General features: G+C 69.4%; 21 protein-coding genes. 13 read left to right on the forward strand and 8 right to left on the reverse strand.

Annotated elements, in window-relative coordinates; genetic code table 11:
- Window positions 1–26: 26 nt before the first annotated feature.
- Window positions 27–920, reverse strand: coding sequence for a DMT family transporter (locus tag STVA_RS11980; RefSeq protein WP_123688177.1), 894 nt, complete (start codon window positions 918–920; stop codon window positions 27–29).
- Window positions 921–1,146: 226 nt separating this feature from the next.
- Here STVA_RS11980 and STVA_RS11985 point away from each other — a divergent pair, with 226 nt between their 5' ends.
- Window positions 1,147–2,082 (forward strand): GGDEF domain-containing response regulator, encoded by a 936-nt coding sequence (locus tag STVA_RS11985; RefSeq protein ID WP_123688178.1) that lies wholly within the window; start codon window positions 1,147–1,149, stop codon window positions 2,080–2,082.
- 55 nt (window positions 2,083–2,137) lie between these two features.
- Window positions 2,138–2,992 carry an alpha/beta fold hydrolase gene (locus tag STVA_RS11990; RefSeq protein ID WP_123688179.1) on the forward strand — a complete coding sequence of 285 codons (855 nt, stop codon included), beginning with the start codon at window positions 2,138–2,140 and terminating at the stop codon, window positions 2,990–2,992.
- Here STVA_RS11990 and STVA_RS11995 read toward each other — a convergent pair.
- The 3 genes from STVA_RS11995 to hemB form a co-directional block, all read right to left on the reverse strand.
- The gene (locus tag STVA_RS11995) at window positions 2,953–3,879 is read right to left on the reverse strand and encodes a DMT family transporter (RefSeq protein ID WP_245978170.1); all 927 of its coding nucleotides are present in this window, start codon (window positions 3,877–3,879) and stop codon (window positions 2,953–2,955) included. The two genes, STVA_RS11990 and STVA_RS11995, sit on opposite strands and share 40 nt — an antisense overlap.
- Complete coding sequence (locus tag STVA_RS12000) at window positions 3,876–4,805, reverse strand: bifunctional helix-turn-helix transcriptional regulator/GNAT family N-acetyltransferase (protein ID WP_123688180.1); 930 nt, start codon at window positions 4,803–4,805, stop codon at window positions 3,876–3,878. Before STVA_RS12000 ends, STVA_RS11995 begins: the two co-directional genes overlap by 4 nt.
- 77 nt (window positions 4,806–4,882) lie before the next feature.
- Window positions 4,883–5,893 carry a porphobilinogen synthase gene (gene hemB / locus STVA_RS12005; RefSeq protein WP_245978172.1) on the reverse strand — a complete coding sequence of 337 codons (1,011 nt, stop codon included), beginning with the start codon at window positions 5,891–5,893 and terminating at the stop codon, window positions 4,883–4,885.
- Window positions 5,894–6,111: 218 nt separating this feature from the next.
- Between hemB and STVA_RS27655 the strand changes: the two genes are divergently transcribed.
- Both STVA_RS27655 and STVA_RS12010 read left to right on the forward strand, forming a co-directional pair.
- Window positions 6,112–6,300, forward strand: a complete 189-nt coding sequence (locus tag STVA_RS27655) for a hypothetical protein (protein WP_170216309.1) — start codon at window positions 6,112–6,114, stop codon at window positions 6,298–6,300.
- A gap of 5 nt (window positions 6,301–6,305) precedes the next feature.
- Window positions 6,306–7,724 carry an amidase gene (locus STVA_RS12010; protein WP_170216310.1) on the forward strand — a complete coding sequence of 473 codons (1,419 nt, stop codon included), beginning with the start codon at window positions 6,306–6,308 and terminating at the stop codon, window positions 7,722–7,724.
- Between the two features lie 16 nt (window positions 7,725–7,740).
- Here STVA_RS12010 and STVA_RS12015 read toward each other — a convergent pair whose 3' ends face one another.
- From STVA_RS12015 to STVA_RS12025, 3 genes are read right to left on the reverse strand one after another with little or no spacing between them, the layout of a single operon-like run.
- On the reverse strand, window positions 7,741–8,220 hold the full coding sequence (locus STVA_RS12015) for an EF-hand domain-containing protein (RefSeq protein WP_123688796.1): 480 nt from the start codon (window positions 8,218–8,220) through the stop codon (window positions 7,741–7,743).
- Window positions 8,221–8,244: 24 nt separating this feature from the next.
- Window positions 8,245–9,033 carry a DUF4198 domain-containing protein gene (locus STVA_RS12020; protein ID WP_123688182.1) on the reverse strand — a complete coding sequence of 263 codons (789 nt, stop codon included), beginning with the start codon at window positions 9,031–9,033 and terminating at the stop codon, window positions 8,245–8,247.
- Between the two features lie 48 nt (window positions 9,034–9,081).
- On the reverse strand, window positions 9,082–11,166 hold the full coding sequence (locus STVA_RS12025) for a TonB-dependent hemoglobin/transferrin/lactoferrin family receptor (RefSeq protein WP_123688183.1): 2,085 nt from the start codon (window positions 11,164–11,166) through the stop codon (window positions 9,082–9,084).
- Between the two features lie 185 nt (window positions 11,167–11,351).
- Here STVA_RS12025 and STVA_RS12030 point away from each other — a divergent pair, with 185 nt between their 5' ends.
- From STVA_RS12030 to STVA_RS12045, 4 genes are read left to right on the forward strand one after another with little or no spacing between them, the layout of a single operon-like run.
- Complete coding sequence (locus STVA_RS12030; protein WP_123688184.1) at window positions 11,352–12,398, forward strand: enoyl-CoA hydratase/isomerase family protein; 1,047 nt, start codon at window positions 11,352–11,354, stop codon at window positions 12,396–12,398.
- Between the two features lie 57 nt (window positions 12,399–12,455).
- Entirely contained in the window at window positions 12,456–13,343 is an 888-nt protein-coding gene (gene mmsB / locus STVA_RS12035) for a 3-hydroxyisobutyrate dehydrogenase (protein WP_123688185.1), read from the forward strand.
- Window positions 13,344–13,353: 10 nt separating this feature from the next.
- Window positions 13,354–14,439, forward strand: coding sequence for a magnesium/cobalt transporter CorA (gene corA / locus STVA_RS12040; protein ID WP_123688186.1), 1,086 nt, complete (start codon window positions 13,354–13,356; stop codon window positions 14,437–14,439).
- A gap of 10 nt (window positions 14,440–14,449) precedes the next feature.
- Complete coding sequence (locus tag STVA_RS12045) at window positions 14,450–15,073, forward strand: LysE family translocator (protein WP_123688187.1); 624 nt, start codon at window positions 14,450–14,452, stop codon at window positions 15,071–15,073.
- A gap of 26 nt (window positions 15,074–15,099) precedes the next feature.
- Here STVA_RS12045 and STVA_RS12050 read toward each other — a convergent pair whose 3' ends face one another.
- Complete coding sequence (locus STVA_RS12050) at window positions 15,100–16,317, reverse strand: acyl-CoA dehydrogenase (protein ID WP_123688188.1); 1,218 nt, start codon at window positions 16,315–16,317, stop codon at window positions 15,100–15,102.
- 190 nt (window positions 16,318–16,507) lie between these two features.
- Between STVA_RS12050 and STVA_RS12055 the strand changes: the two genes are divergently transcribed.
- Genes STVA_RS12055 through STVA_RS12075 form a run of 5 tightly spaced genes read left to right on the forward strand, consistent with a single transcriptional unit; the run spans window position 16,508 to window position 20,800 of the window.
- Window positions 16,508–17,422 (forward strand): ABC transporter permease subunit, encoded by a 915-nt coding sequence (locus STVA_RS12055; protein ID WP_123688189.1) that lies wholly within the window; start codon window positions 16,508–16,510, stop codon window positions 17,420–17,422.
- Between the two features lie 7 nt (window positions 17,423–17,429).
- Window positions 17,430–18,884, forward strand: a complete 1,455-nt coding sequence (livM, locus tag STVA_RS12060; RefSeq protein ID WP_123688190.1) for a high-affinity branched-chain amino acid ABC transporter permease LivM — start codon at window positions 17,430–17,432, stop codon at window positions 18,882–18,884.
- Window positions 18,881–19,744: an ABC transporter ATP-binding protein gene (locus tag STVA_RS12065; RefSeq protein WP_123688797.1), complete on the forward strand. Its 864-nt coding sequence runs from the start codon at window positions 18,881–18,883 to the stop codon at window positions 19,742–19,744. The genes livM and STVA_RS12065 overlap by 4 nt, the downstream gene beginning before the upstream one ends.
- A 1-nt stretch (window position 19,745) precedes the next feature.
- On the forward strand, window positions 19,746–20,453 hold the full coding sequence (locus tag STVA_RS12070) for an ABC transporter ATP-binding protein (RefSeq protein WP_123688191.1): 708 nt from the start codon (window positions 19,746–19,748) through the stop codon (window positions 20,451–20,453).
- The gene (locus STVA_RS12075; protein WP_338069526.1) at window positions 20,453–20,800 is read left to right on the forward strand and encodes a DUF6867 family protein; all 348 of its coding nucleotides are present in this window, start codon (window positions 20,453–20,455) and stop codon (window positions 20,798–20,800) included. The genes STVA_RS12070 and STVA_RS12075 overlap by 1 nt, the downstream gene beginning before the upstream one ends.
- Window positions 20,801–20,932: the final 132 nt, after the last annotated feature.

Here is a 20,932-nt window from a genome sequence, read left to right on the forward strand (position 1 = left end):
GTACGATGGGCGGGTGGATGGTCCTGTCATAGCTTGCGCGGCGCCGGGGCGGCAAGGCCGGCCCGCCGGCCGCTATGCCCCTGGTGCACGGCATAGGCCGCCAGCGCGGCCAGAATGAGGCCGCCGCCGGCCAGGGTGCGCTGGTCGGGCACCTCGCCGGCGCCGAGCCATGCCCACAACGGTGCCAGGACGGTCTCGGTCAGGGTCAGCAGGCCGGCACGTGCTGCCGGCAGCAGGCCGATGCCGGTCACGAACAGGGTCAGCCCCAGCCCGACCTGGAAGATGCCCATGAAGGCGCAGATGGCGAGGTCCTTGCCCGATACCGACCAGGGCTCACCGACGAAGGCGCTGCCGAATGCCAGGAAGACGCCGCTCAGCACCACGGCCGGCACCATGTCGGTGCCGGGCCTGGTGCCGCGCACGACGACGATGTTGACGGCGCCGAAGGCCGACACGCCCAGCCCCAGCAGGCCGCGCCAACCGCCGGACAGCAGATCGACCGGGCCGACCATGACGCCGATTCCCGCCATGGTGGCGGCGATCGCCAGCAATGTGGCCATGCCGAAGCGCTCGCCCAGCACGACCCAGCCCAGGATCGCGGTCAGCAGCGGCGTCGTGCTCATCAGCACCAGCACGGTGGCGACGGAGGCATCGGCCAGGGCCACGAAATAGAAGAGGGATGAGGCTGCGACCGCCAGCGCAGAGGCGATGCCGCGCCAGCCCATGGCCGCGAACGCCGCCGGCAGCCGCGCGCGGTGGCGCCAGGCGCAAAACAGGCCGACCGCGATCGCCAGGAAGACCGAGCGCCAGAAGGCGGCCTCCCAGGGGCCGGCATCCATGAAGCGCACGGCGACGCCGCCGGTACTCCAGCAGGTGGCAGCGGCGGCGACCAGAAGGGCGCCGCGCATCGCAGATGTCATGGGGCTCCGCTCTCGCGGCGTCGGGGTGGGGGCGCGCCGGCGACGGCTCTACTATCCAACGCGTCGGGCGAAGTCCATCGCCTGCCTGCCGCGGGCCGGCTGCGACCGCATGCGCGCATCGCAAAACTGCTTTTCGGCTTGCCGAAGGGCGCGGCACCGGATACTCGGACCATCTGACTGCAACCCTACGACGTCATCCTCACACAGCGCCCGCTCAGGTATCGACATGGTCGAGAAGAAACCAACGGTTCTCATCGTCGACGACGTCTCGGTAAACCTCGCGCTGATGAGCGCGATCCTGGAAGGCGACTGCCGGACGATCTGTACCGGCGACAGCGCCCGCGTGCTGTCGCTGGCGCTGGAGCATCAACCCGACCTGATCCTGCTCGACATCATGATGCCGGGCCTCGACGGGTTCGAGGTATGCGGCATGTTGAAGGCCAATCCCAACACCCGCGACATCCCGGTCATCTTCCTGACCTCGCTGGCCGAGGAGGTGGACGAGGAGCGCGGGCTGGGCCTGGGCGCCATCGACTACATCACCAAGCCCTTCAGCGTCCCGGTCGTCCGCGCCCGCGTGCGCAACCACCTGGAGTTGCAGCGCCAGCGCGACCTGCTCGAGCGGCTGTCCAGCATCGACGGGCTGACCGGCATCTCCAACCGGCGGGCCTTCGACCGGGCGCTGGAACGCGAGTGGCTGCGCGCCCAGCGCCACGAATCGCCGCTGTCGCTGCTGATGATCGATGTCGACCTGTTCAAGCAGTTCAACGACGGGTACGGCCACATCGCGGGCGACGAGTGCCTGAAGGCGATCGCCCGCACGGTGGCCGACCAGGCCGGCCGGGCGGCCGACCTGGTGGCGCGCTACGGCGGCGAGGAGTTCGCCTGCATCCTGCCCGACACCTGCCGCGGCGGCGCCGTGCGCGTGGCCGAGAAGATCCGCCAGTCGGTGCTGGACCTGGCCATACCGCACGCATTCTCGTCCGTGTCGCCGCTGGTGACGGTCAGCATCGGCGGCGCCACGGCGCGGCCGACCAACGACCTGGACCTGGAAGAGCTGGTGCGCCGCGCGGACGCCCGGCTCTATGAAAGCAAGAATGCCGGCCGCAACCGGATATCCTTTGCCGCCGAGTGCGGCGGCCCCTGCCCGGACGACAAATAGGCCACCCTCCTGATAGGGTGGATGCCAGACCCGCCGCAGCAGCCGAAGGCCGTCAATGACACCCGAAACGCAATTCGTCTCCTGCCTGGGCGCCAAGGGCTTCCACCGCGTGGCCTACCATCGCTGGCAGGGCAGCCTGGACCGCCCGCCGGTGATCTGCGTCCACGGGTTGACGCGCAACGGACGGGATTTCGATTTCCTGGCCCAGGCCCTGGTGGCGCGCGGCCGCACCGTGATCTGCCCTGACATCGTCGGCCGCGGCGACAGCGGCCACCTGGCGGACGCGGCCGAGTACGGCTATCCGCGCTACATGGCCGACATGGCGACCTTGATCGCGCGGCTGGACGTCGAGACGCTCGATTGGGTCGGCACCTCGATGGGCGGCTTCCTCGGCATGCTGCTGGCGGCCACCCGCGGCCAGCCGATCGGCCGCATGGTGCTGAACGATGTCGGCCCGTTCATTCCGCAGGCAGCGATGGAGCAGATCGGCACCTATGTCGGCCGCGATCCGCATTTCGCCACGCTGGAGGAAGCCGATGCCTACCAGCGCACGGTGGCGGCGGGTTTCGGCCGGCTGACCGACGCGCAATGGGCACACATGGCCCGCCACATGACGCGGCCCGACCCGGCCGGCGGCTTCCGGCTGGCCTACGACCCGGCCATCGCCCATCCCTTCCGCAACCTGCCGATGAAGGATGTGGACATGTGGCCGGTGTGGGACCGCGTGAAGGTGCCGGCGCTGGTGCTGCGCGGCGCCGAATCCGGTCTGCTGCTGGCCGAGACCGCCCAGGAGATGACGACGCGCGGGCCGAAGGCGGAGTTGGCGGTGATCGCCGACTGCGCCCACGCGCCCGCACTCATGGACCCCGCTCAGATCGCGCTGGTGGTGGACTTCCTCGATCGCGGCTGAGCCGGCGGCTCGCGCAGCGCCAGCCACAGGCCGAGCAGGACGGCGGCCAGCCCCAGCAGGGCCGGCCAGCCGGCAGGCTCGTCCAGGAGGACCGCCCCCAGCAGCGTGGCCGTCACCGGCCCGAGGCCGAGGAAGACGGTGACGCGGGTGGGCGTGCCGTGGCGGAGCGCCCATAGCCATGCGACATAGCCGCTGCCGCTGCCGACCCCGATGAAGAGGATCGCTGCCCAGCCGCCCCAGCCGATCTGCGGCACGGCGCCGAGGATGCCCTCGCCCAGCGCGGGCAGGGCCAGGAAGGCGACCGACGCCAGCATGGCGACGGCGCCCACCGGCAGCGCGCCATAGCGGGCGACGTGCGGACGATAGAGCACGGTGCAGACCGCCCCGCACAGGGCCGCTGCCAGCACCATGCCCTCGCCGAACCAGCCGATTCCGGCCGCCCCATCGAGCCGGTCGGCCAGCGCCAGACCGACACCCAGGATGGTGACGAGCACGCCGGCACTCTTGCCCGCCGTCAGCCGTTCGCGCCCGAGCAGGGCCGCCACCAGCATGGTCAGGAGCGGGAAGGTGGCGAAGACCAGCGAAGCCCGCCCGGCCGGGATATGGGCCAGGCCGATGTTGATCAGTGCGATCAGAACCCCGAACTGCAGGATGCCGAGGCCGGCGATCGGCAGCAGGTCGCGCCAGGCGACCCGCATGGAGCTGCCGGTCGCGACCAGCACCGGCACCAGGCAGAGGAAGCCGATGGCGTAGCGCAGCAGCGCCAGCGAGGCGGGGCCGAGTTCGCCGACCACGGCCCGGGTCGCCACCATGGCGGCGCCCACCTGGATGCCGGTGAAGGCGGCGGCCAGGACGACCGCCGGCGACAACCGGCCTGGGGCCGTCACAGCGCCAGCGTCCAGGTCTCCGCCACGAGGTCCTGGCCGTAGCTGCGCTCCGGCACGGATTGTTCGAGCTGGAATCCGGCCTGCTGGTAAAGGCCCCGGGCCGCCGCCAGGCAGCTGTAGGTCGACAGCGTCATGCGGGCGAAGCCGGCGCGCCTGGCAAAGGTGATGCACTCTGCCACCAGCCGCCGGCCGACGCCCAGGCCGCGCGCCTCTGCGTCGACGATCAGGATACGGAGCTGCGCCAGGGCCGGCGTCTTGGCCACAACCGCGACCGATCCGATCCGCCGGCCGTCCTTCTCGGCGATCCAGCAGGCATCGGTCGCGGGATCGAAACTGGCAATGATGTCGGCCGCGATGCCGGCGACCACGCCCTCGAAGCGCTGGTCCCAGCCATATTCGGCCGAGTAGATCTCGCCATGGCGCTGCACGATCCAGCCGAAATCGCCCGGCCGGTGCGGGCGCAGCAGCCAGCCGGCGCCGCGGTCGGCCGTTCCCTCCAGCAGGGTCTGGATCGTTGCCATGGCCGCCAGCAGCCGGTCCTGCTCGGCCAGGGAAAGGGCGGCCAGCAGGCGGCCGATCTCGTCGCTGGCGACCTGCTCCAGCGGGTCGAAGGTGGCAGCCCCGTGCTCGGTCAGGAACAGCCGGCTCTGCCGGGCGTCATCGGGCGAGGCCTCCCGCCGTAGGTAGCCCTTGGCCTCGAAGCGGGCGAGCAGGCGGCTGAGATAGCCGGGATCGAGCCCCAGTTCCCGGCCCATGGCCGCGGCGGCCAGGCCCTCGCGGTGGCGCAGCTCGTAGAAGACGCGGACCTCGGTCAGCGAGAAGGGGCTGTGGAGATAGCCCTTCTCCAGCACGCCGATGGCCTTGGTGTAGAAGCGGTTGAAGGCGCGGACGGTCTCGGTGCGAGACTGGAGATCGCTGTCGGGCATGCATGGCCTCCGCCGGGATGGTCCCAGCAGGATAGCCCATTAGATGCGTTCGGCAACCATATAGTTGCCGATGGCAACTACTTGGCGAGCCGCTCTGCCGCGTCGATGGCGAAGTAGGTGAGGATCCCGGCGGCACCCGCCCGTTTGAACGCCAGCAGCGATTCCAGGATGATGCGATCCTCCATCCAGCCGCGATCGATGGCACCGCGCAGCATGGCGTACTCGCCGCTCACTTGGTAGGCGAAGGTGGGCACGCCGAACGTCTCGTGCACGCGCCGGACGATGTCGAGATAGGGCATGCCGGGCTTCACCATGACCATGTCGGCGCCCTCGGCCAGGTCGAGCGCCACTTCGCGCAAGGCCTCGTCGCCGTTGGCCGGGTCCATCTGGTAGGTCTTCTTGTCGCCCTGGCCGAGCGCGCTGCCCGAGCCGACGGCCTCGCGGAACGGGCCGTAGAAGCCGGACGCATACTTGGCGGCATAGGACATGATGCGGACATGGCCGAACCCGGCCGCATCCAGCGCGCCGCGGATGGCGCCGATGCGGCCGTCCATCATGTCGGACGGGGCGATGATGTCGCAGCCGGCCTCGGCCTGGACCACCGCCTGGCGGCAGAGGGCCGCCAGCGTCTCGTCGTTGACGACGTAGCCGTCGCGCACCAACCCGTCCTGCCCGTGGCTGGTATAGGGGTCGAGCGCCACGTCGCATAGGACGCCGATGTCGGGCACCGCCGCCTTGATCGCGCGGACCGCCGCACAAACGAGATTGGCCGGGTTGCAGGCCTCCTCGCCATCGGGCGTCTTGCGCGCGCCGTCCGTCTCGGGGAAGAGGGCGACGCAGGGGATGCCGAGGTCGGCCGCACGGCGGACGGCGGCCGCCACCCGGTCGACCGAATAGCGCATGACACCGGGCATGGAGGCGACTTCCCGCTCCACCCCTTCGCCCTCGCAGACGAACAGCGGCCAGATCAGGTCGTCGACCGACAGCCGCGTCTCGGCGACCAGGCGCCGCGTCCAGGCGTCGAAGCGATTGCGCCGCATGCGGATGGCGGGAAAGGCACCGAGGGCACCGGTGTGGCGTGCGGTCATGGGATGGTTCCTGGGGGCAGGCGGCGGACCATGGATCGTGGACGATCATATTTCCCCAGGCGCGCTGGGGACAATCGCGCCTTCCGTCGCATGTCTGCCGCTTTCTGCGCTGCTTCCTGCCTCTCGGCCAGGCTGTATGATCGGGCCAAGCTCGACGCTTGATTCGCGCGGCGGAAATGCAAGAAACGACCAAATAGGAAATTGGGGAGGGGGCCGCCATGGCCGATAGCGAGGAACTGTCGCCGTCATCCGCCCAAGTGGTTGCCGAATGGGCCGGTCTGCCGTGCGACGAGGCCCGGGCGGCGCGCCTGCACGGCCTGCTGGTCGCCCAGAAGGAGCGCATGCAGCGCTTCTACGACGAGGATGTCGCCGGCTTCGAGTTCGACTTCCTGATGCCGCGCGGATAGGGCCGATGCGTGACGCCGACCTCGATGAACTGACCATCGCCAGCGCCGGCCGCCTGATGCGGGCGGGCTCGCTTTCGCCGGTGGCCCTGACCGAGGCGACGCTGGCGCGGATCGAGCGCCTGCAGCCGCGCCTCAACGCCTTCATCACCGTCACCGCCGATGTCGCCCGCCAGCAGGCCCGGGCAGCAGAAGCCGAGATCAAGGCCGGCCACTGGCGCGGGCCGCTGCATGGCGTGCCGATCAGCCTGAAGGACCTCTACTGCACGGCCGGCATCCCCACGACGGCCGGCTCGGTCATCCTGAAGGACCATGTGCCGGATTTCGACGCTCCCGCCGTGGCCCGCCTGCTGGCGGCGGGCGCCGTGCTGGTCGGCAAGGCCAACATGCACGAATGGGCCTGCGGGGTGACGAACGACAACCCGTTCTTCGGCCGCTGCCATAATCCCTGGCGCCAGGGCTACATCCCGGGCGGTTCGTCGGGTGGGTCCGCGGCGGCCGTGGCGACGCGCCAGGGGCTGGGCAGCCTGGGCAGCGATACCGGCGGCTCGATCCGCATCCCCGCGCACATGTGCGGCCTGGTCGGCCACAAGCCGACCCATGGGCTGGTGCCCCGCTTCGGTGTCTTTCCGGAAAGCTGGTCCTTCGACCATGCCGGGCCGATCGCGCTGACGGCGGAGGATGCGGCCATCCTGCTGGAGGTGATCGCCGGGCCGGACCCGCGCGACCCGTCGAGCCTGCCCGGCCGGCCGCCGGCGCTGCGGCCCGGGCTACGCCAGGGCGTGCGCGGGCTGAAGCTGGGCCTGCCCGCCGACGTCTATTTCGACGACTGCCACCCCGAGGTGCAGGAAGCGGTCATGGCCGCGGTCGAGGTCTATCGCAGCCTGGGGGCGGAGATCGTCGCCGTGCCGATCCCCGAGGCCCGGCATGGACTCGACCTCTGCCTGACCATTGCCTGGGCCGAGGCCGCCCATTTCCATCGCCGCTGGCTGCAGACGCGGCCCGACGACTACGGGCCGGACCTGGTCGAGACGCTGGCCTCGGCCTCGGCCTACACGGCCGTCGACTACTTGCAGGCCCAGCAGGTGCGCGCGAAGGTGCGCCACGCCTATCGCCGGTTGTTCGAGCGGGTCGATCTGCTGATCTCGCCGACCGGCCCCCTGCCGGCGACGCCACACGACGTCGACGCGGTGATGGTGCAAGGGCGCAGCGCGTCCGTGCTGGGGCTGGCCGCCGGCCTGACGGCGGTGGCCAACGCCACCGGCGAGCCCGCCTGCTCGGTGCCTTGCGGCTTCACCGAGGACGGGCTGCCGATTGGCCTGATGATCCATGGCCCGCGCCTGGCCGATGGCCTGGTCCTGCGCGCGGCCCATGCCTACGAGCAGACCCAGGAGTGGCACCGGCAGCGCCCCTCGCTGCGCCGGTGAGCGGCGGGGACGGCGGCTACTTCGCCGCCGCTGCCCGCTTTGCCCGCCTGGCCGCGGCATCGGCCAGCGTCACCACGCCGTCCTTGTCGTCGTCCTGCTCGGCAAAGGCGGCCGCCCCCGACGTGTCGTATTCGGCACGGTCGATGCGCTGGTCCTTGTTCTTGTCCAGCGCCCCGAATCGGACATGGGCCTGGCGAACCTGGCGCTGGCGCTCCTCGGTCTTCTTCTCGGCGGTCAGGTCGGACGCGGCCAGCTGGGCGTCGAGTCGGACGGTGTACTCGCCGACATACTCCGCCTCGTCGAGCGTGCCGTCGCCGTTGGCGTCGGTCGCCTTGAAGCGCACGTCCCGGACGGCGTCGAACTCGGCCCGGGTCACCTGGCCATCGCCATTGGTGTCGTAGTCGCGGATGAAGGCGTTGCCCCCATGCGGGGCGGCAACGGCGACCGACGCGATGAGGCCGAGGGCGGTCGCCGCGGCAAGGAGTCGATAGGTCATGCTCTGCTCCATCGGAGACGCGTTTCAGATCGCGTCGAAGGCCAGGGTGTAGGTGTAGCTGCGATAGGGGGTCTCGGCGCCTGCGGGAGCGGCCGCCCGGTGGCGCACGAGAACGAGGTAGGTGCCGGCACCCTCCGGTCGAAAGGCGAAGCCGCCGCCGGCATCGGTGGTCGCCTTGGCCGCGACCTTGCGGCCGTCATAGACCCCGGCGCTGCGGAACACGGTGACCTCCAGCCCGGCCAGCGGCGCGCCGTCGAACAGGACCCGGAACGTCGCATCGGCACCGACCGAGAGACCGTTCGGATGGGTCAGGGCCTGGATCTCCAGCGCCACGCCGTACGGCTTCAGCGCGGCGTCGCTGGGGCGGCCGCGGGTGACGTAGGCTTCGGCCAGGGTGGTGCTCTGGACCTCGACCAATTCGACCCCCGCCGGGGTGCGGCCGCCTTCGCCGCCCATCTTCCACTGGTCGCCATCCTTGTACATCCGGCCCTTGCGCCCAAGGCGCTGGCCCGATGTGAGGCGGTAGGTGCCCTCGGCCTTCAGGTCGGCTTCGAACACCGAGACGTCGCGCAGGTAGCTGACCGGACCGACCGCGCCTTGCTGGCCATCGGGCGCGATCAGGTGGAATGGCGCGTCGCGCATGGCGATGTCCGGCACGAAGGCATCTTCGGTGAAGGAGGCCTGGACCAGGATGTGGCCGCGCTGGCCGACATCGAAGATGGACGGCAGCACGTAGGGCATGTGCGCCTGGACGCCGCTAGCCAGGAGCAGTGCCGCTGCTGCCAGGGCGGCCGGTCGGCAGATGGATGGCATGGCGGTTCTCCCCATAACGCGACTGCAACGCATTAGCATCTTTGGACCCTAGAATTTGGCTTTCGCGGTGACCAGGAAAGTTCGGCCGCGCCCGGTCGCGAGGCCCGCGATCCCGGGCGATGTGCTGAGGGCGGGCGAGTAGGACTTGTCGAACAGGTTCGTCACGTTGGCACCCAGTTCCAGATTGTCGGTCATCTGGAAGTTGGTGAAGAGGTCGACGGTGACATAGCCCTTCTCGTGCGGGTCGGTGCCGGGCGCCACGTTGACCTCGCCGACATAGCTCTTGCTGACGGCATAGAGCCGACTGCCGAGCGTCAGGCGCTGGTCGAAGAGGCGGGCACCCACCGTAGCCGAGAAGATGTGGTCGGGCAGGTAGCTCTGGGCGCCGAAGCCGTTCACCTGCGAGGGCAGTTCGGAGTGGGTGTAGGTGTAGCCCAGGCTGGCAAAGGCGAAGCCGGCGTCGTAGGCCGCCTGGACCTCGACGCCCTGCACCACCGACGTGCCGGGATTGTTGACGAAGTGGACGCCGCCGGCCATCTCGGCGGTGATGTAGTTGTCGATGTTGTTGTAGAAATAGTTGCCCTTGAAGCGCAGCCTGTCGCCCTTGGCGAGGACGTCGTTCTTGCGGATGTTGGCACCGATCTCCCACCCCTTGGAGATTTCCGGCTGCAGGAAGGGATTGGGGAAGAACGACTGGCGCGGGCCGCCGGCCTGCGAGGGATGGCTGCCGCCAACCAGGCTCTCGGAGATCGTCGGCGCCCGGAACGCCTCGGCGTAGGTCACGAAGGGCTGGAGCCAGGGCAGGGGGTTCAGTGCCAGCGTCACCTTGGGATTGAGGCGCCCGGCCGAGCGATCGAGGTCGTAGGGCCCCGCCGGCATGCCGAGCGGGTTTTCGGCCACGACCGAGCCCTGGCCGTCGAGCGTGTACCGGTCGTAGCGCAAGCCCACGATCAGGTCCGCCATGCCATAGGTGAAGGTGGTGGCGGAAAAGACGCTGCCGATCGCGTTCTTGCCGCTGGCGTTCACGCCGCGGTCGGGGACGGCCGTGCTGTTGCGGACGTCGACATCGTCGTGGAAGTACTCGACCCCATAGTTGGCCGACACGGCCAGGGGGCCGAGCCGGAAACGCGACGTGTTCGAGATGTCGAAGCCGAGCCCGGTATCGTCGATCCGTCGGCCCACGGCGCTGAGCGCGGTAAGCGCGCCGTCATAGTTCATGCGGACGCGGTTGTAGTGGGCGTTGACCCGGAGATCGATCAGGTCGCTGTCCGGCGTATAGGTGTAGTTGGCGGTGAACTGCCGCGAGTCGATGTCCTGGAAGTAGGAGTTCGCGTAGAACTCGTTGCGATAGATGTTGCCGCCGAACTTCAGGCTGTGGTCGGCACTGGGCGTGAATTCCAGCTTCAGGATGCCGGACGCGATGTCCTGCACGGTGTAGGGGACGGTCTCGCCGTCGCCGTTCTTGTAGTTGCGCGGGTCGCGCTTGCTGATGCCGCCGGCGATCGCCACCGTGTCGTTGAAGCGATAGGCACCGGCAACCGACTCCGACCAGCCGGCACCGTTGGTACCATAGGTGGCCGTCGCCTGGGCGCCCCAGTTTCGCCCCTTCGAGATGAGGTCCGAAACACCGATCGTGCGGAAGTTGACGGTGCCCGCCAGTGCGCCGGCGCCACCCGCGCCGGAGACCGCGCCGCGGTTGATGTCGACGCCGACGATGAAGGCCGGGTCGACATAGGCGAAGCCCTGGGCCTCGTGGCCGGTGAAGCGGAAATTCTGGCGCACCCCGTCGATCATCATGTTGACGCGGCCGGACCCCTCCAGCCCGCGGATGTTCACTGCGATGCCGGGGTTCTGGACGCTGTCGCGGGTGAAGACGCCGGGGGAGGCGCGCAGCACGTCGTCGAGGCTCTGCCCGCCGAACTGGTCGATCTCGTCGCGGCCGATGCGGCTCGTGGCGGCCGGCCTGGCGTAGGGGTCCTCGACCGTCTCGGCCTCGACCACGACCGGGGAAAGATAGGTGGCGGCCGTCTGGCGATCGGCTGCCGGCACCGGCGCCTGCGCGTGCCCGGTCGTGGTCAGGAGCAGCAGCGCCGTCCCCGATAGCAGGGCCGTGCGGTAGCGTTGCGTGGTCATGGTTCCCCCGTGATCGATATCTCAGCAGGCCTTGCAGGGGCGTCGATGCTTTATTGCGACTGATTCTTATTGTCAATTAATCGCGTCGATCGCAGTGGCCGCGTTGAACGCCGCCGGCCCGGTCGATATCATCGCCGACCGACCGAGCCTGGAGAGACACCACCGATGCCGACCGCAGCCCGCGCATGACCGACGATATCCGCATCGAAACCGCCGACGGCATTGGCACCGTCACCCTGGACCGCCCGAAGGCCCTGAACGCGCTGACCCTGCCGATGATTCGCGCGATGGCACCCGCGCTGGCCGCGTGGGAGGCTGATCCCGCCATTCGCGCGGTCATCGTCAAGGGGGCGGGCGAGCGCGCCTTCTGCGCTGGCGGCGACGTGCGGGCGATCTGGGAAGCCGGGCGCAACGGCCGCGACGGCTCGCCCGATCATCCGACGCGCGCTTTCTTCCGCGAGGAATATCAGCTCAATCGTCAGATCCACCGCTACTCCAAGCCCTATGTCGCGCTGCTCGACGGCATCACGATGGGTGGGGGCGTCGGCCTGTCGGTGCACGGCTCGCACCGCATCGTCACCGAGAAGACGATGTTCGCGATGCCGGAGACGGCGATCGGCCTCTTCCCCGACGTTGGCGCCACCTGGTTCCTGACCCGCTGCCCGGACGGGATCGGCACCTATCTGGCGCTGACCGGCGCGCGCCTGAAGGGGGCGGACGTGCTGGCGGCCGACACCGGCGCGCATTTCGTGCCGAGCGCCGCCATCCCGGCCCTGGAAGCCGCCATCCGCGCCGGCACCCCGGTCGACGATGCCGTGGCCGCCCATCGCGCCGATCCCGGGCCGGGCACGCTCGCCCCCCATCTCGACACGATCCGGCGCTGCTTCGCGCACGGCACGATCGAGGACATCCTGGAGGCCCTGTCGCGCGACGGCAGCGACTTCGCCCGCGAGACGCGCGACGGCCTGCTGCACCGTTCGCCCACCAGCCTGCGCGTGGTGCTGGAGCAGATGCAGCGCGGCCGCGGCCTGTCGATCGAGGATGCGCTGGTGATGGAGTACCGGCTGGTCCAGGCCTGCATGGACGGGCACGACTTCTTCGAGGGGATCCGGGCGGTCCTGGTCGACAAGGACCACGCGCCGAAATGGCAACCGGCCAGCCTGGACGAGGTCGGGCCGGACCTGGTGGCGCGGCATTTCGCCCGGCCGGCCGAGGGCGACCTCAGCTTCTGACAAACGAGACATCCGGGGCCGTCGGATGCGATGGCGGCTCCGGCAGGGAGAGCGAACATGGCGACCATTGCCTTCATCGGCGTCGGCAACATGGGCGGCCCGATGGCCGCCAACCTCGTCAAGGCGCAGCACAAGGTGCTGGCCTTCGACCTGTCGAAGGACAATCTCGACCGCGCGGAGGCGGTCGGGGCCGAGCGCATGGCCTCGATGGCGGACGCCGTGGCGGCCGCCGAGATCGTCGTGACGATGCTGCCGGCCGGGCCGGAGGTGCGCGCGGTCTATCTGGGCGAGGGTGGCATCGTCGGCCAGGTGAAGCCCGGCACGCTGCTGATCGACGCGTCCACCATCGACGTGGAATCGGCGCGCGCGGTGGCGGCCGGGGCCGCGGCCGCGGGGCTGGAGATGCTGGACGCGCCGGTGTCCGGCGGCGTCGGCGGGGCGTCGGCCGGCACGCTCACCTTCATGGTCGGTGGAACGGCGGATGCCTTCGCCAAGGCCGAGGCGGTGCTGGCGCAGATGGGCAAGACCATCGTCCATGCCGGGGCGTCGGGCGCCGGGCAGGCGGCCAAGATCTGCAACAACATGATCCTCGGCATCTCGATGGTGGCGGTCAGCGAGGCCTTCAACCTGGCCGACAAGCTGGGCCTCGACCGGCAGAAGCTGTTCGACGTGGCCAGCCGTTCTTCCGGCCAGTGCTGGTCGCTGACGAGCTATTGCCCCGTGCCGGGCCCGGTGCCGACCTCGCCCGCCAACCGCGACTATCAGGCGGGCTTCACCGCGGCGATGATGGCCAAGGACATGCGCCTGGCCCAGCAGGCGGCCCAGGCCGCCGGGGCCGTCACGCCGCTGGGGGCTGCTGCCGCGCAGATCTATGGCCTGATGAACGCGGCCGGCCACGGGCAGCAGGACTTCTCGGCCGTGATCCGGCTGCTGGCCGGGAAGTAGGGGGCGGCCGATGGCCGTCCCAAAGGGGGCTCGCCGGCGCACCAAGATCGTGCCCGGCCTGTCGCCGGGAACGCTCACCGACCAGGTGGCCGGCGTCCGCCGGGTGCGGCTGCGCGTCTATGACGAGCATGGCGTGGAGACCCGGGACGACCCCGACGAGGCCACCTGCGGGGCGTTCCGGGCCCGCGGCGGGCGCATCTGGCTCGATGTCGCGGGCGTGCCGGATGCGGGCCTGCTGCGCATGCTGGGGGCCGCCTTCGGCCTGCACCGGCTGGCACTGGAGGACGTGCAACGCGCCGGCGCCCAGCGCCCCAAGGTCGACAGCTATGACGGGGTGCTGTTCGCCGTCCTGAACGACGTCGAGCGCCAGGCCTCGGGCCTGCTCGAGATCGAGCAGGTCAGCCTCTTCCTGGGGCCGTCCTTCGTCGTCAGCTTCCATGACGGGGAGGGGGACGACATCTTCGCTCCCGTCGCCCGTCGCCTCGATTCCGCCGACAACCCGATGCGTGGGCGCGGCTCGGACTATCTGTTCTATGCCCTGGTCGACCTGGTGATCGACCGCAAGTTTCCATTGCTGGAAGACTTTGGCGACCGGCTGGACGCGCTGGAGGCCGAGGTGCTGGAGCGCGCGACGCCCGATTCCGCCCGCGCCATCCAGCAGGCGCGCCGCTCGCTCCACGTCCTGCGCCGCGCCATCTGGCCGGAGCGCGACGTGGTCGCCAACCTGCTGCGCGACGACAACGCGCTCATTCGGCCGGAGACGCGCGTCTACCTGCGCGACTGCTACGACCATGCGGCCCAGGTGATCGAGGTGCTGGAGACCTATCGCGAGACGGCCTCGGGGTTGATGGACATCTATGTCTCGGCCATCTCCAACCGGCTGAACGACATCATGCGGCTGCTGACGGTGATCGCCACCATCTTCATGCCGCTTTCGTTCCTCGCCAGCGTCTACGGCATGAACTTCGACCGCGATGCCGGGCCGCTGGCGATGCCGGAACTGGGCTGGGCCTATGGCTACCCGGCGATCTGGTGCGTCTTCATCACCGTCGCCATCGGCATGATCGTCTGGTTCCGCCGGCGCGGCTTCTTCTGAGCCATCCGGAATGGAGCCGTCCGTCCTCCTTGCCGCCGCGGTCGGCGGCGCCATCGTCGTGCTGACGCCGGGCCCGGCGGTGCTGGCGCTCATCGCCATCGGCGCGGCCCAGCACCGCCGCGCGGCGGCCGGCTTCATCTTCGGCCACCTGCTGGGCGACCTGTGGTGGACGGTGCTGGCGCTGGCCGCCATGGTGGGGGCGCAGACCCTGGCACCCCGGCTGTTCCAGGGCCTGGCGCTGGCCTGTGCCGCCTATCTCTTCTGGCTCGGCCTGCGCGCGCTCCGGGCCAGGCCCGACGCGTCCGGCCGGCGCATGCCGCTTGCTCGCCGGCCGTTCGTCAACGGCCTGATCTTCGGCATCACCAATCCCAAGAGCTATCCGGTGACGCTGTCGGTCTTCACCGCGCTGCTCGCCAACGAGGTGCAGTCGCTGACCTGGGCCAATGCGCCCTTGCTGCTGGCGGCCTGCTTCGTGGGGTTCCTGGTGGCCGACGCCATCCTGATCTGGATCGTCGGCAGCGCGCCGGTGCGCCGGCTTTATCGCCAGCACGAGATCTGGGTCGTCCGCGGGACGGGCGCGCTCTTCGTGTTCTTCGCCGCGACCACGGTCTGGCAGGCGTTGGCCGGGGCGTAGGTGCCCCGGCCAACGGCCCGCAGGCCTCAGTTCGCGAAGGCGGGGATGCCCGTCTGCGCCCGGCCCAGGATCAGGGCGTGGACGTCGTGGGTGCCCTCGTAGGTGTTCACGGTCTCCAGGTTCATGACGTGCCGGATGACGTGGAACTCGTCGACGATGCCGTTGCCGCCATGCATGTCGCGGGCGACGCGGGCGATGTCGAGCGACTTGCCGCAGGAATTGCGCTTGATCAACGAGATCATCTCGGGCGTGGCCTTGCCCTCGTCCTTCAGGCGGCCGACGCGCAGGCAGGACTGCAGGCCGAGCGCGATCTCGGTCTGCATGTCGGCCAGCTTCTTCTGGATGAGCTGGTTGGCGGCCAGCGGCCGGCCGAACTGCTTGCGGTCCATCGTGTACTGGCGCGCCGCGTGCCAGCAGAACTCGGCCGCGCCCAGGGCGCCCCAGGCAATGCCGAAGCGCGCGTTGTTCAGGCAGCCGAACGGCCCGCCCAGGCCCTTCACGTTCGGCAGCAGGTTCTCTTCCGGCACGAACACGTCGTCCATGACGATCTCGCCCGTGACCGAGGCGCGCAGGCTGAACTTGCCCTCGATCTTGGGGGCCGACAGCCCCTTCATGCCCTTCTCCAGCACGAAGCCGCGGATCACCCCGTCGTCGGTCTTGGCCCAGACGACGAAGACGTCGGCGATCGGCGAGTTGGAGATCCACATCTTGGCGCCCTTCAGCAGGTAGCCGTCGGCCACCGTCTTGGCGCGCGTCACCATGCTGCCCGGGTCCGAGCCATGGTCGGGCTCGGTCAGGCCGAAGCAGCCGACCCATTCGCCGGTCGCCAGCTTCGGCAGGTACTTCTGGCGCTGCGCCTCGGTGCCGTAGGCATGGATGGGGTGCATGACCAGGCTCGACTGCACGCTCATCGCCGAGCGATAGCCGCTGTCGACGCGCTCGACCTCACGCGCGATCAGGCCGTAGCTGACATAGTTGGTGCCCGCGCAGCCATAGCCGTCGATCGTCGAGCCGAGCAGGCCCAGCTCGCCCAGCTCGTTCATGATCTCGCGGTGGAAGATCTCCTTGCGATTGCCCTCCAGCACCCGGGACATCAGCTTGTCCTGGCAATAGTCGCGCGCCGTGTCGCGGATCATCCGCTCCTCTTCGGTCAGCTGGTCGTCGAGGAGGAAGGGGTCCTCCCACTGGAAGACGGGCTTGGACGAGGAACGGGCGGGCGCGAGCGCGGCCTGCGGAGGGGTCATGGGATGGGCTCCAGGAACGGGAATGCAGCGATACTCGACCTTATATAGAGCGCGCCTGCCGGCTGGAAGCGGGCAGGCCCGGCGACGTCGCCGCCATCTGCGGCGGGTTGTCGCCGCTCGGCCGGCGCGATAGCTTCATTGGCAGGCGGGGAGTCGGCACGGCAGAAGCGACCCCGGCCCAGCGGGGGGCATGGAGTATTTTCTTCAGCAGCTGATCAACGGGCTGACGCTCGGAGCGATCTACGGCTTGATCGCGATCGGCTACACGATGGTCTACGGGATCATCGGCATGATCAACTTCGCCCATGGCGAGGTGTTCATGATCGGTGCCTTCATCGCCATCATCGCCTTCACGCTCGTGTGGATGACGGGAATATCCTCGATCCCGCTGGCCATCCTGCTGGTGCTGCTCGTCACCATGATCTTCACGGCCGCCTATGGCTGGGCGGTCGAGCGCATCGCCTACCGACCGCTGCGCGGCTCGGTGCGGCTGGCGCCGCTGATCTCGGCCATCGGCATGTCGATCTTCCTGCAGAACTACGTCCAGCTACTCCAGGGCGCGCGCATCAAGCCGCTGCCGCCGCTGATCTCCGGCGGAATCGTGCTGACGGAGGGCAACGGCTTTGCCGTCCAGCTCAACTACACGCAGATGATCATCATCGTCGTGACGGTGGTCCTGATGACCGTCTTCACGCTGCTGATCACCAAGACCGCGCTTGGCCGGGCGCAGCGCGCCTGCGAGCAGGATCGCGGCATGGCGGCCCTGCTCGGCATCGACGTCGACCGCACCATCTCGCTCACCTTCGTCATGGGGGCGGCCCTGGCGGCCGTCGCCGGGCTCATGTTCGCGCTCTATTACGGCGTGGTCGACTTCTTCATCGGCTTCTCGGCCGGCTTGAAGGCCTTCACCGCGGCCGTCCTGGGCGGCATCGGCTCGCTGCCGGGGGCGATGCTGGGGGGCATCCTGATCGGCCTGATCGAGGCCTTCTGGTCGGGCTATTTCAGCGTCGAGTACAAGGACGTGGCGGCTTTCTCGATCCTGGTCCTCGTCCTCATCTTCCGACCGACCGGCCTGCTCGGCCGGCCGGAAGTCGAGAAGGTCTGAGGGGCCCATGACGGTTGCAGCCCCGCCGGTCGCGCCCGGCATCGCCGTCTGGCCGATCCTGCGCGACGCGCTGCTGGCGGGCTTCGTCGCGCTGGTTCTGGCCGTTCCGTTGGTCGGCTTCGAGACGGTCGACGTGTCGGGCGTCGGGCTCGGCCTCAACTACCGCTTCGGGGCGGTTGGCGTGGGCGTGGCCACGGTGGTGATCGGCCGGATCGCCCTGTCGCTGGTGGCGCTTGGCCATGGCATGCCGATCCTCCTCGCGTCGCTGGCGGTGACGGTCTTCGGCTTCTATCGCGCGACGGAGGGCGACATGGCGGCCGGCTTGGTCGGCACCGCCGCGGCCGTGCTGGCTATCCGCGCGGCCGTAAGCGTGTGGCGCCGGATGCCCTGGCCGGACGACGCGCGCTTCATGGCCCCGGGCCTTGTCGACGGCGCGCGTCGCCTGGCGCCGACCGGTTTCCTGGCCCTGGCCGTCCTCTTCCCGTTCCTGCCCTTCGTCGACCAGCGCGTGCTGGATATCGCCATCCTGGTGCTGACCTACGTCATGCTCGGCTGGGGCCTCAACATCGTGGTCGGGCTGGCGGGGTTGCTCGACCTCGGCTACGTCGCCTTCTATGCCGTCGGGGCCTACACCTTCGGCATCCTGGGGCAGACGGCGGGGTTCTCCTTCTGGATGGCGCTGCCCCTGGGCGGGCTGCTGGCCGCGCTGTTCGGCATCCTGCTGGGCTTCCCGGTGCTGCGTCTGCGCGGCGACTACCTGGCGATCGTCACGCTGGGCTTCGGCGAGATCATCCGCATCGTGCTGCTGAACTGGTACGAGGTGACGGGCGGCCCCAACGGCATCGCCAGCATCCCGCGGCCCAGCTTCTTCGGCATGCCGTTCCGCGCCGCACCCGAGGACAACGAGACCACCTTCGCCGATTTCTTCGGCCTGGAGTTCTCGCCCGTCCACCGGATCATCTTCCTCTACTTCATCATCCTGGCCATGGCCCTGGCGGTGAATGCCTTCACCCGGCGCATCCGCCGGCTGCCGGTCGGGCGCGCCTGGGAGGCCCTGCGCGAGGACGAGATCGCCTGCCGTTCGCTGGGCATCAACCCGACCAACACCAAGCTGTCGGCCTTCGCGCTGGGCGCCATGTTCGCGGGCTTCGCCGGGTGCTTCTTTGCCGCCCGCCAGGGCTTCATCAGCCCCGAGAGCTTCACCTTCATCGAATCGGCCGTGATCCTGGCGATCGTCGTGCTGGGCGGCATGGGCAGCCAGCTCGGCATCGTGCTGGCTGCCATCGTCCTGATCGGCATGCCGGAGTTCCTGCGCGAGCTGAACCAGTTCCGCATGCTGGCCTTTGGCGCCGGCATGGTCGGGATCATGGTTTGGCGGCCGGGCGGCCTGCTGTCGCGGCGCGACCCGACGATCCGGCTGCACCCGCCGCGCGGGCCGGCCGCTGCCGGGGGCCGGACATGACCGTCCTGCTGTCGGTCGAGCACCTGACCATGCGCTTCGGCGGCCTGACCGCCATCGACGACCTGTCCTTCACCGCCGCCGCGCGCGAGATCACCGCCATCATCGGCCCGAACGGGGCCGGCAAGACCACCGTCTTCAACTGCCTGACCGGCTTCTACAAGCCGACGGTCGGGCGCCTGGCCCTGACCCATTCCGGCACCACCTACCTGCTGGAACAGCTCGACGGCCACTGCATCGCCAAGGATGCCAAGGTTGGCCGCACCTTCCAGAACATCCGTCTCTTCCCGCGGATGACGGTTCTGGAGAACCTGATCGTGGCCCAGCACAACCGGCTGATGCGCGCATCGGGCTTCACCATCCTGGGCCTGCTGGGCCACCCCCGCTATGCCCGCGCCGAGAAAGAGGCGGTGGAGCTGGCCCGCCATTGGCTGGAGCGCATCCGCCTGACCGACCTCGCCGACCGGGATGCTGGAAACCTCCCCTACGGGGCCCAGCGCCGGCTGGAGATCGCGCGCGCCATGTGCACGCAGCCGACCCTGCTTTGCCTCGACGAGCCGGCGGCCGGCCTCAACCCGCGCGAATCGGCCGACCTCAACACGCTCCTGCGCGCCATCCGTGACGAGGACGGGGTCGGCGTGCTGCTGATCGAGCATGACATGAGCGTGGTCATGGAGATTTCCGACCATGTCGTCGTGCTCGACTATGGCCGGCGCATCGCGGGCGGACCGCCCGATGCGGTGCGCAACGATCCGGCGGTGATCCGCGCCTATCTGGGCGAGGACGACGAGGAACTGCCGCCCGAGATCGCGGCCGACCTGGCCGGGCAGTCCGGCGCGGGCGGGCAGGGGGCGCGGGGCTGAGATGCTGTCGGTCAGCGGGGTCCACACCTACTACGGTCATATCGAGGCGCTGAAGGGCGTCGATATCGAGGTCCAGGCCGGGGAGATCGTGACGATGATCGGCGCCAACGGCGCCGGCAAGTCGACCCTGCTCATGACCCTGTGCGGCAGCCCGCGCGCCCGCTACGGCCGCATCCTGTTCGAGGGCCGGGACATCACGGCGATGCCGACCTTCGAGATCGTGCGGCTCGGCATCGCCCACTCGCCCGAGGGGCGGCGGATCTTCCCCCGCATGTCGGTGATGGAGAACCTGCAGATCGGCGCCATCACCGCGCCCGGCCGGTTCGAAGAGGGGCTGGCGCGGGTGTTCCGCCTGTTTCCGCGCCTGGAGGAGCGGCGCCAGCAGCGCGCCGGCACGCTCTCGGGCGGCGAGCAGCAGATGCTGGCCATCGGCCGGGCCCTGATGAGTCGGCCGCGCCTGCTGCTGCTGGACGAGCCTTCGCTTGGCCTGGCGCCGATGATCGTGAAGCAGATCTTCCAGGTGATCCGCGAGATCAATGCCAGCGAGGGCATGACCGTCTTCCTGGTGGAGCAGAACGCCTATCACGCGCTACGGCTGGCCCATCGCGGCTATGTCATGGTGAACGGGCGGATCACCATGAGCGGCAGCGGCGCCGAGCTGCTGGCCAATCGCGAGGTGCGTGCGGCGTATCTGGAAGGTGGCCACTGATGCTGGAGGATATCCTCGGCACGCGGCTGCCGGTCTTCATCGGGCTGACGCTGATCCTGTTCGGCGGCACCGCGTTCATGACGGGGCAGGCGGTCGCTTCGACCTGGAAGCCCTGGTGGCAGATCGTCCCCTACGCGTTCCTGCTCGGGCTGGGTGATCGCTTCCTGTCCTATGCCCTGTTCCAGGCGGAATTGCTGTCCTGGACGGGGTATGTGGTCCACTCGCTGATCCTGCTGGCGATCGCCGGGTTCGCCTATCGCGTGACCCGCGCGCACCGGCTGGTCAGCCAGTATCCCTGGCTTTACGAGCGGGCAGGACTGCTTTCATGGCGCGACCGTCGCGGGTGATGGCTCGCCTGATTTCCGTCGATCGACTAATATCGACGGCCTCTACCGGTGCCGGCGGCAGAGCGGCCGCGGCGCCGAATCCACGGGCGGCGAATTACGCGCCGCCGATCGCCAAGACGCTTGAGGAGAGCA

Origin of the sequence: Stella humosa (assembly GCF_006738645.1) — a bacterium.
In the GTDB taxonomy this organism is placed as follows: Bacteria; Pseudomonadota; Alphaproteobacteria; order ATCC43930; family Allostellaceae; genus Allostella; species Allostella humosa.

Excerpts from the sequence above, each read along its gene's own strand:
- STVA_RS12025 (WP_123688183.1), bottom strand. The coding sequence starts at position 11,166 with ATGACCACGCAACGCTACCGCACGGCCCTGCTATCGGGGACGGCGCTG.
- mmsB (WP_123688185.1), top strand. The coding sequence starts at position 12,456 with ATGGCGACCATTGCCTTCATCGGCGTCGGCAACATGGGCGGCCCGATG.
- STVA_RS12000 (WP_123688180.1), bottom strand. The coding sequence starts at position 4,805 with ATGCCCGACAGCGATCTCCAGTCTCGCACCGAGACCGTCCGCGCCTTC.
- STVA_RS12070 (WP_123688191.1), top strand. The coding sequence starts at position 19,746 with ATGCTGTCGGTCAGCGGGGTCCACACCTACTACGGTCATATCGAGGCG.
- corA (WP_123688186.1), top strand. The coding sequence starts at position 13,354 with ATGGCCGTCCCAAAGGGGGCTCGCCGGCGCACCAAGATCGTGCCCGGC.
- STVA_RS12010 (WP_170216310.1), top strand. The coding sequence starts at position 6,306 with ATGCGTGACGCCGACCTCGATGAACTGACCATCGCCAGCGCCGGCCGC.
- STVA_RS12030 (WP_123688184.1), top strand. The coding sequence starts at position 11,352 with ATGACCGACGATATCCGCATCGAAACCGCCGACGGCATTGGCACCGTC.
- STVA_RS12020 (WP_123688182.1), bottom strand. The coding sequence starts at position 9,033 with ATGCCATCCATCTGCCGACCGGCCGCCCTGGCAGCAGCGGCACTGCTC.
- STVA_RS11990 (WP_123688179.1), top strand. The coding sequence starts at position 2,138 with ATGACACCCGAAACGCAATTCGTCTCCTGCCTGGGCGCCAAGGGCTTC.
- STVA_RS12050 (WP_123688188.1), bottom strand. The coding sequence starts at position 16,317 with ATGACCCCTCCGCAGGCCGCGCTCGCGCCCGCCCGTTCCTCGTCCAAG.
- STVA_RS12045 (WP_123688187.1), top strand. The coding sequence starts at position 14,450 with ATGGAGCCGTCCGTCCTCCTTGCCGCCGCGGTCGGCGGCGCCATCGTC.
- STVA_RS12075 (WP_338069526.1), top strand. The coding sequence starts at position 20,453 with ATGCTGGAGGATATCCTCGGCACGCGGCTGCCGGTCTTCATCGGGCTG.
- STVA_RS11985 (WP_123688178.1), top strand. The coding sequence starts at position 1,147 with ATGGTCGAGAAGAAACCAACGGTTCTCATCGTCGACGACGTCTCGGTA.
- STVA_RS12015 (WP_123688796.1), bottom strand. The coding sequence starts at position 8,220 with ATGACCTATCGACTCCTTGCCGCGGCGACCGCCCTCGGCCTCATCGCG.
- STVA_RS12055 (WP_123688189.1), top strand. The coding sequence starts at position 16,508 with ATGGAGTATTTTCTTCAGCAGCTGATCAACGGGCTGACGCTCGGAGCG.
- hemB (WP_245978172.1), bottom strand. The coding sequence starts at position 5,893 with ATGACCGCACGCCACACCGGTGCCCTCGGTGCCTTTCCCGCCATCCGC.
- STVA_RS27655 (WP_170216309.1), top strand. The coding sequence starts at position 6,112 with ATGGCCGATAGCGAGGAACTGTCGCCGTCATCCGCCCAAGTGGTTGCC.
- livM (WP_123688190.1), top strand. The coding sequence starts at position 17,430 with ATGACGGTTGCAGCCCCGCCGGTCGCGCCCGGCATCGCCGTCTGGCCG.
- STVA_RS12065 (WP_123688797.1), top strand. The coding sequence starts at position 18,881 with ATGACCGTCCTGCTGTCGGTCGAGCACCTGACCATGCGCTTCGGCGGC.
- STVA_RS11980 (WP_123688177.1), bottom strand. The coding sequence starts at position 920 with ATGACATCTGCGATGCGCGGCGCCCTTCTGGTCGCCGCCGCTGCCACC.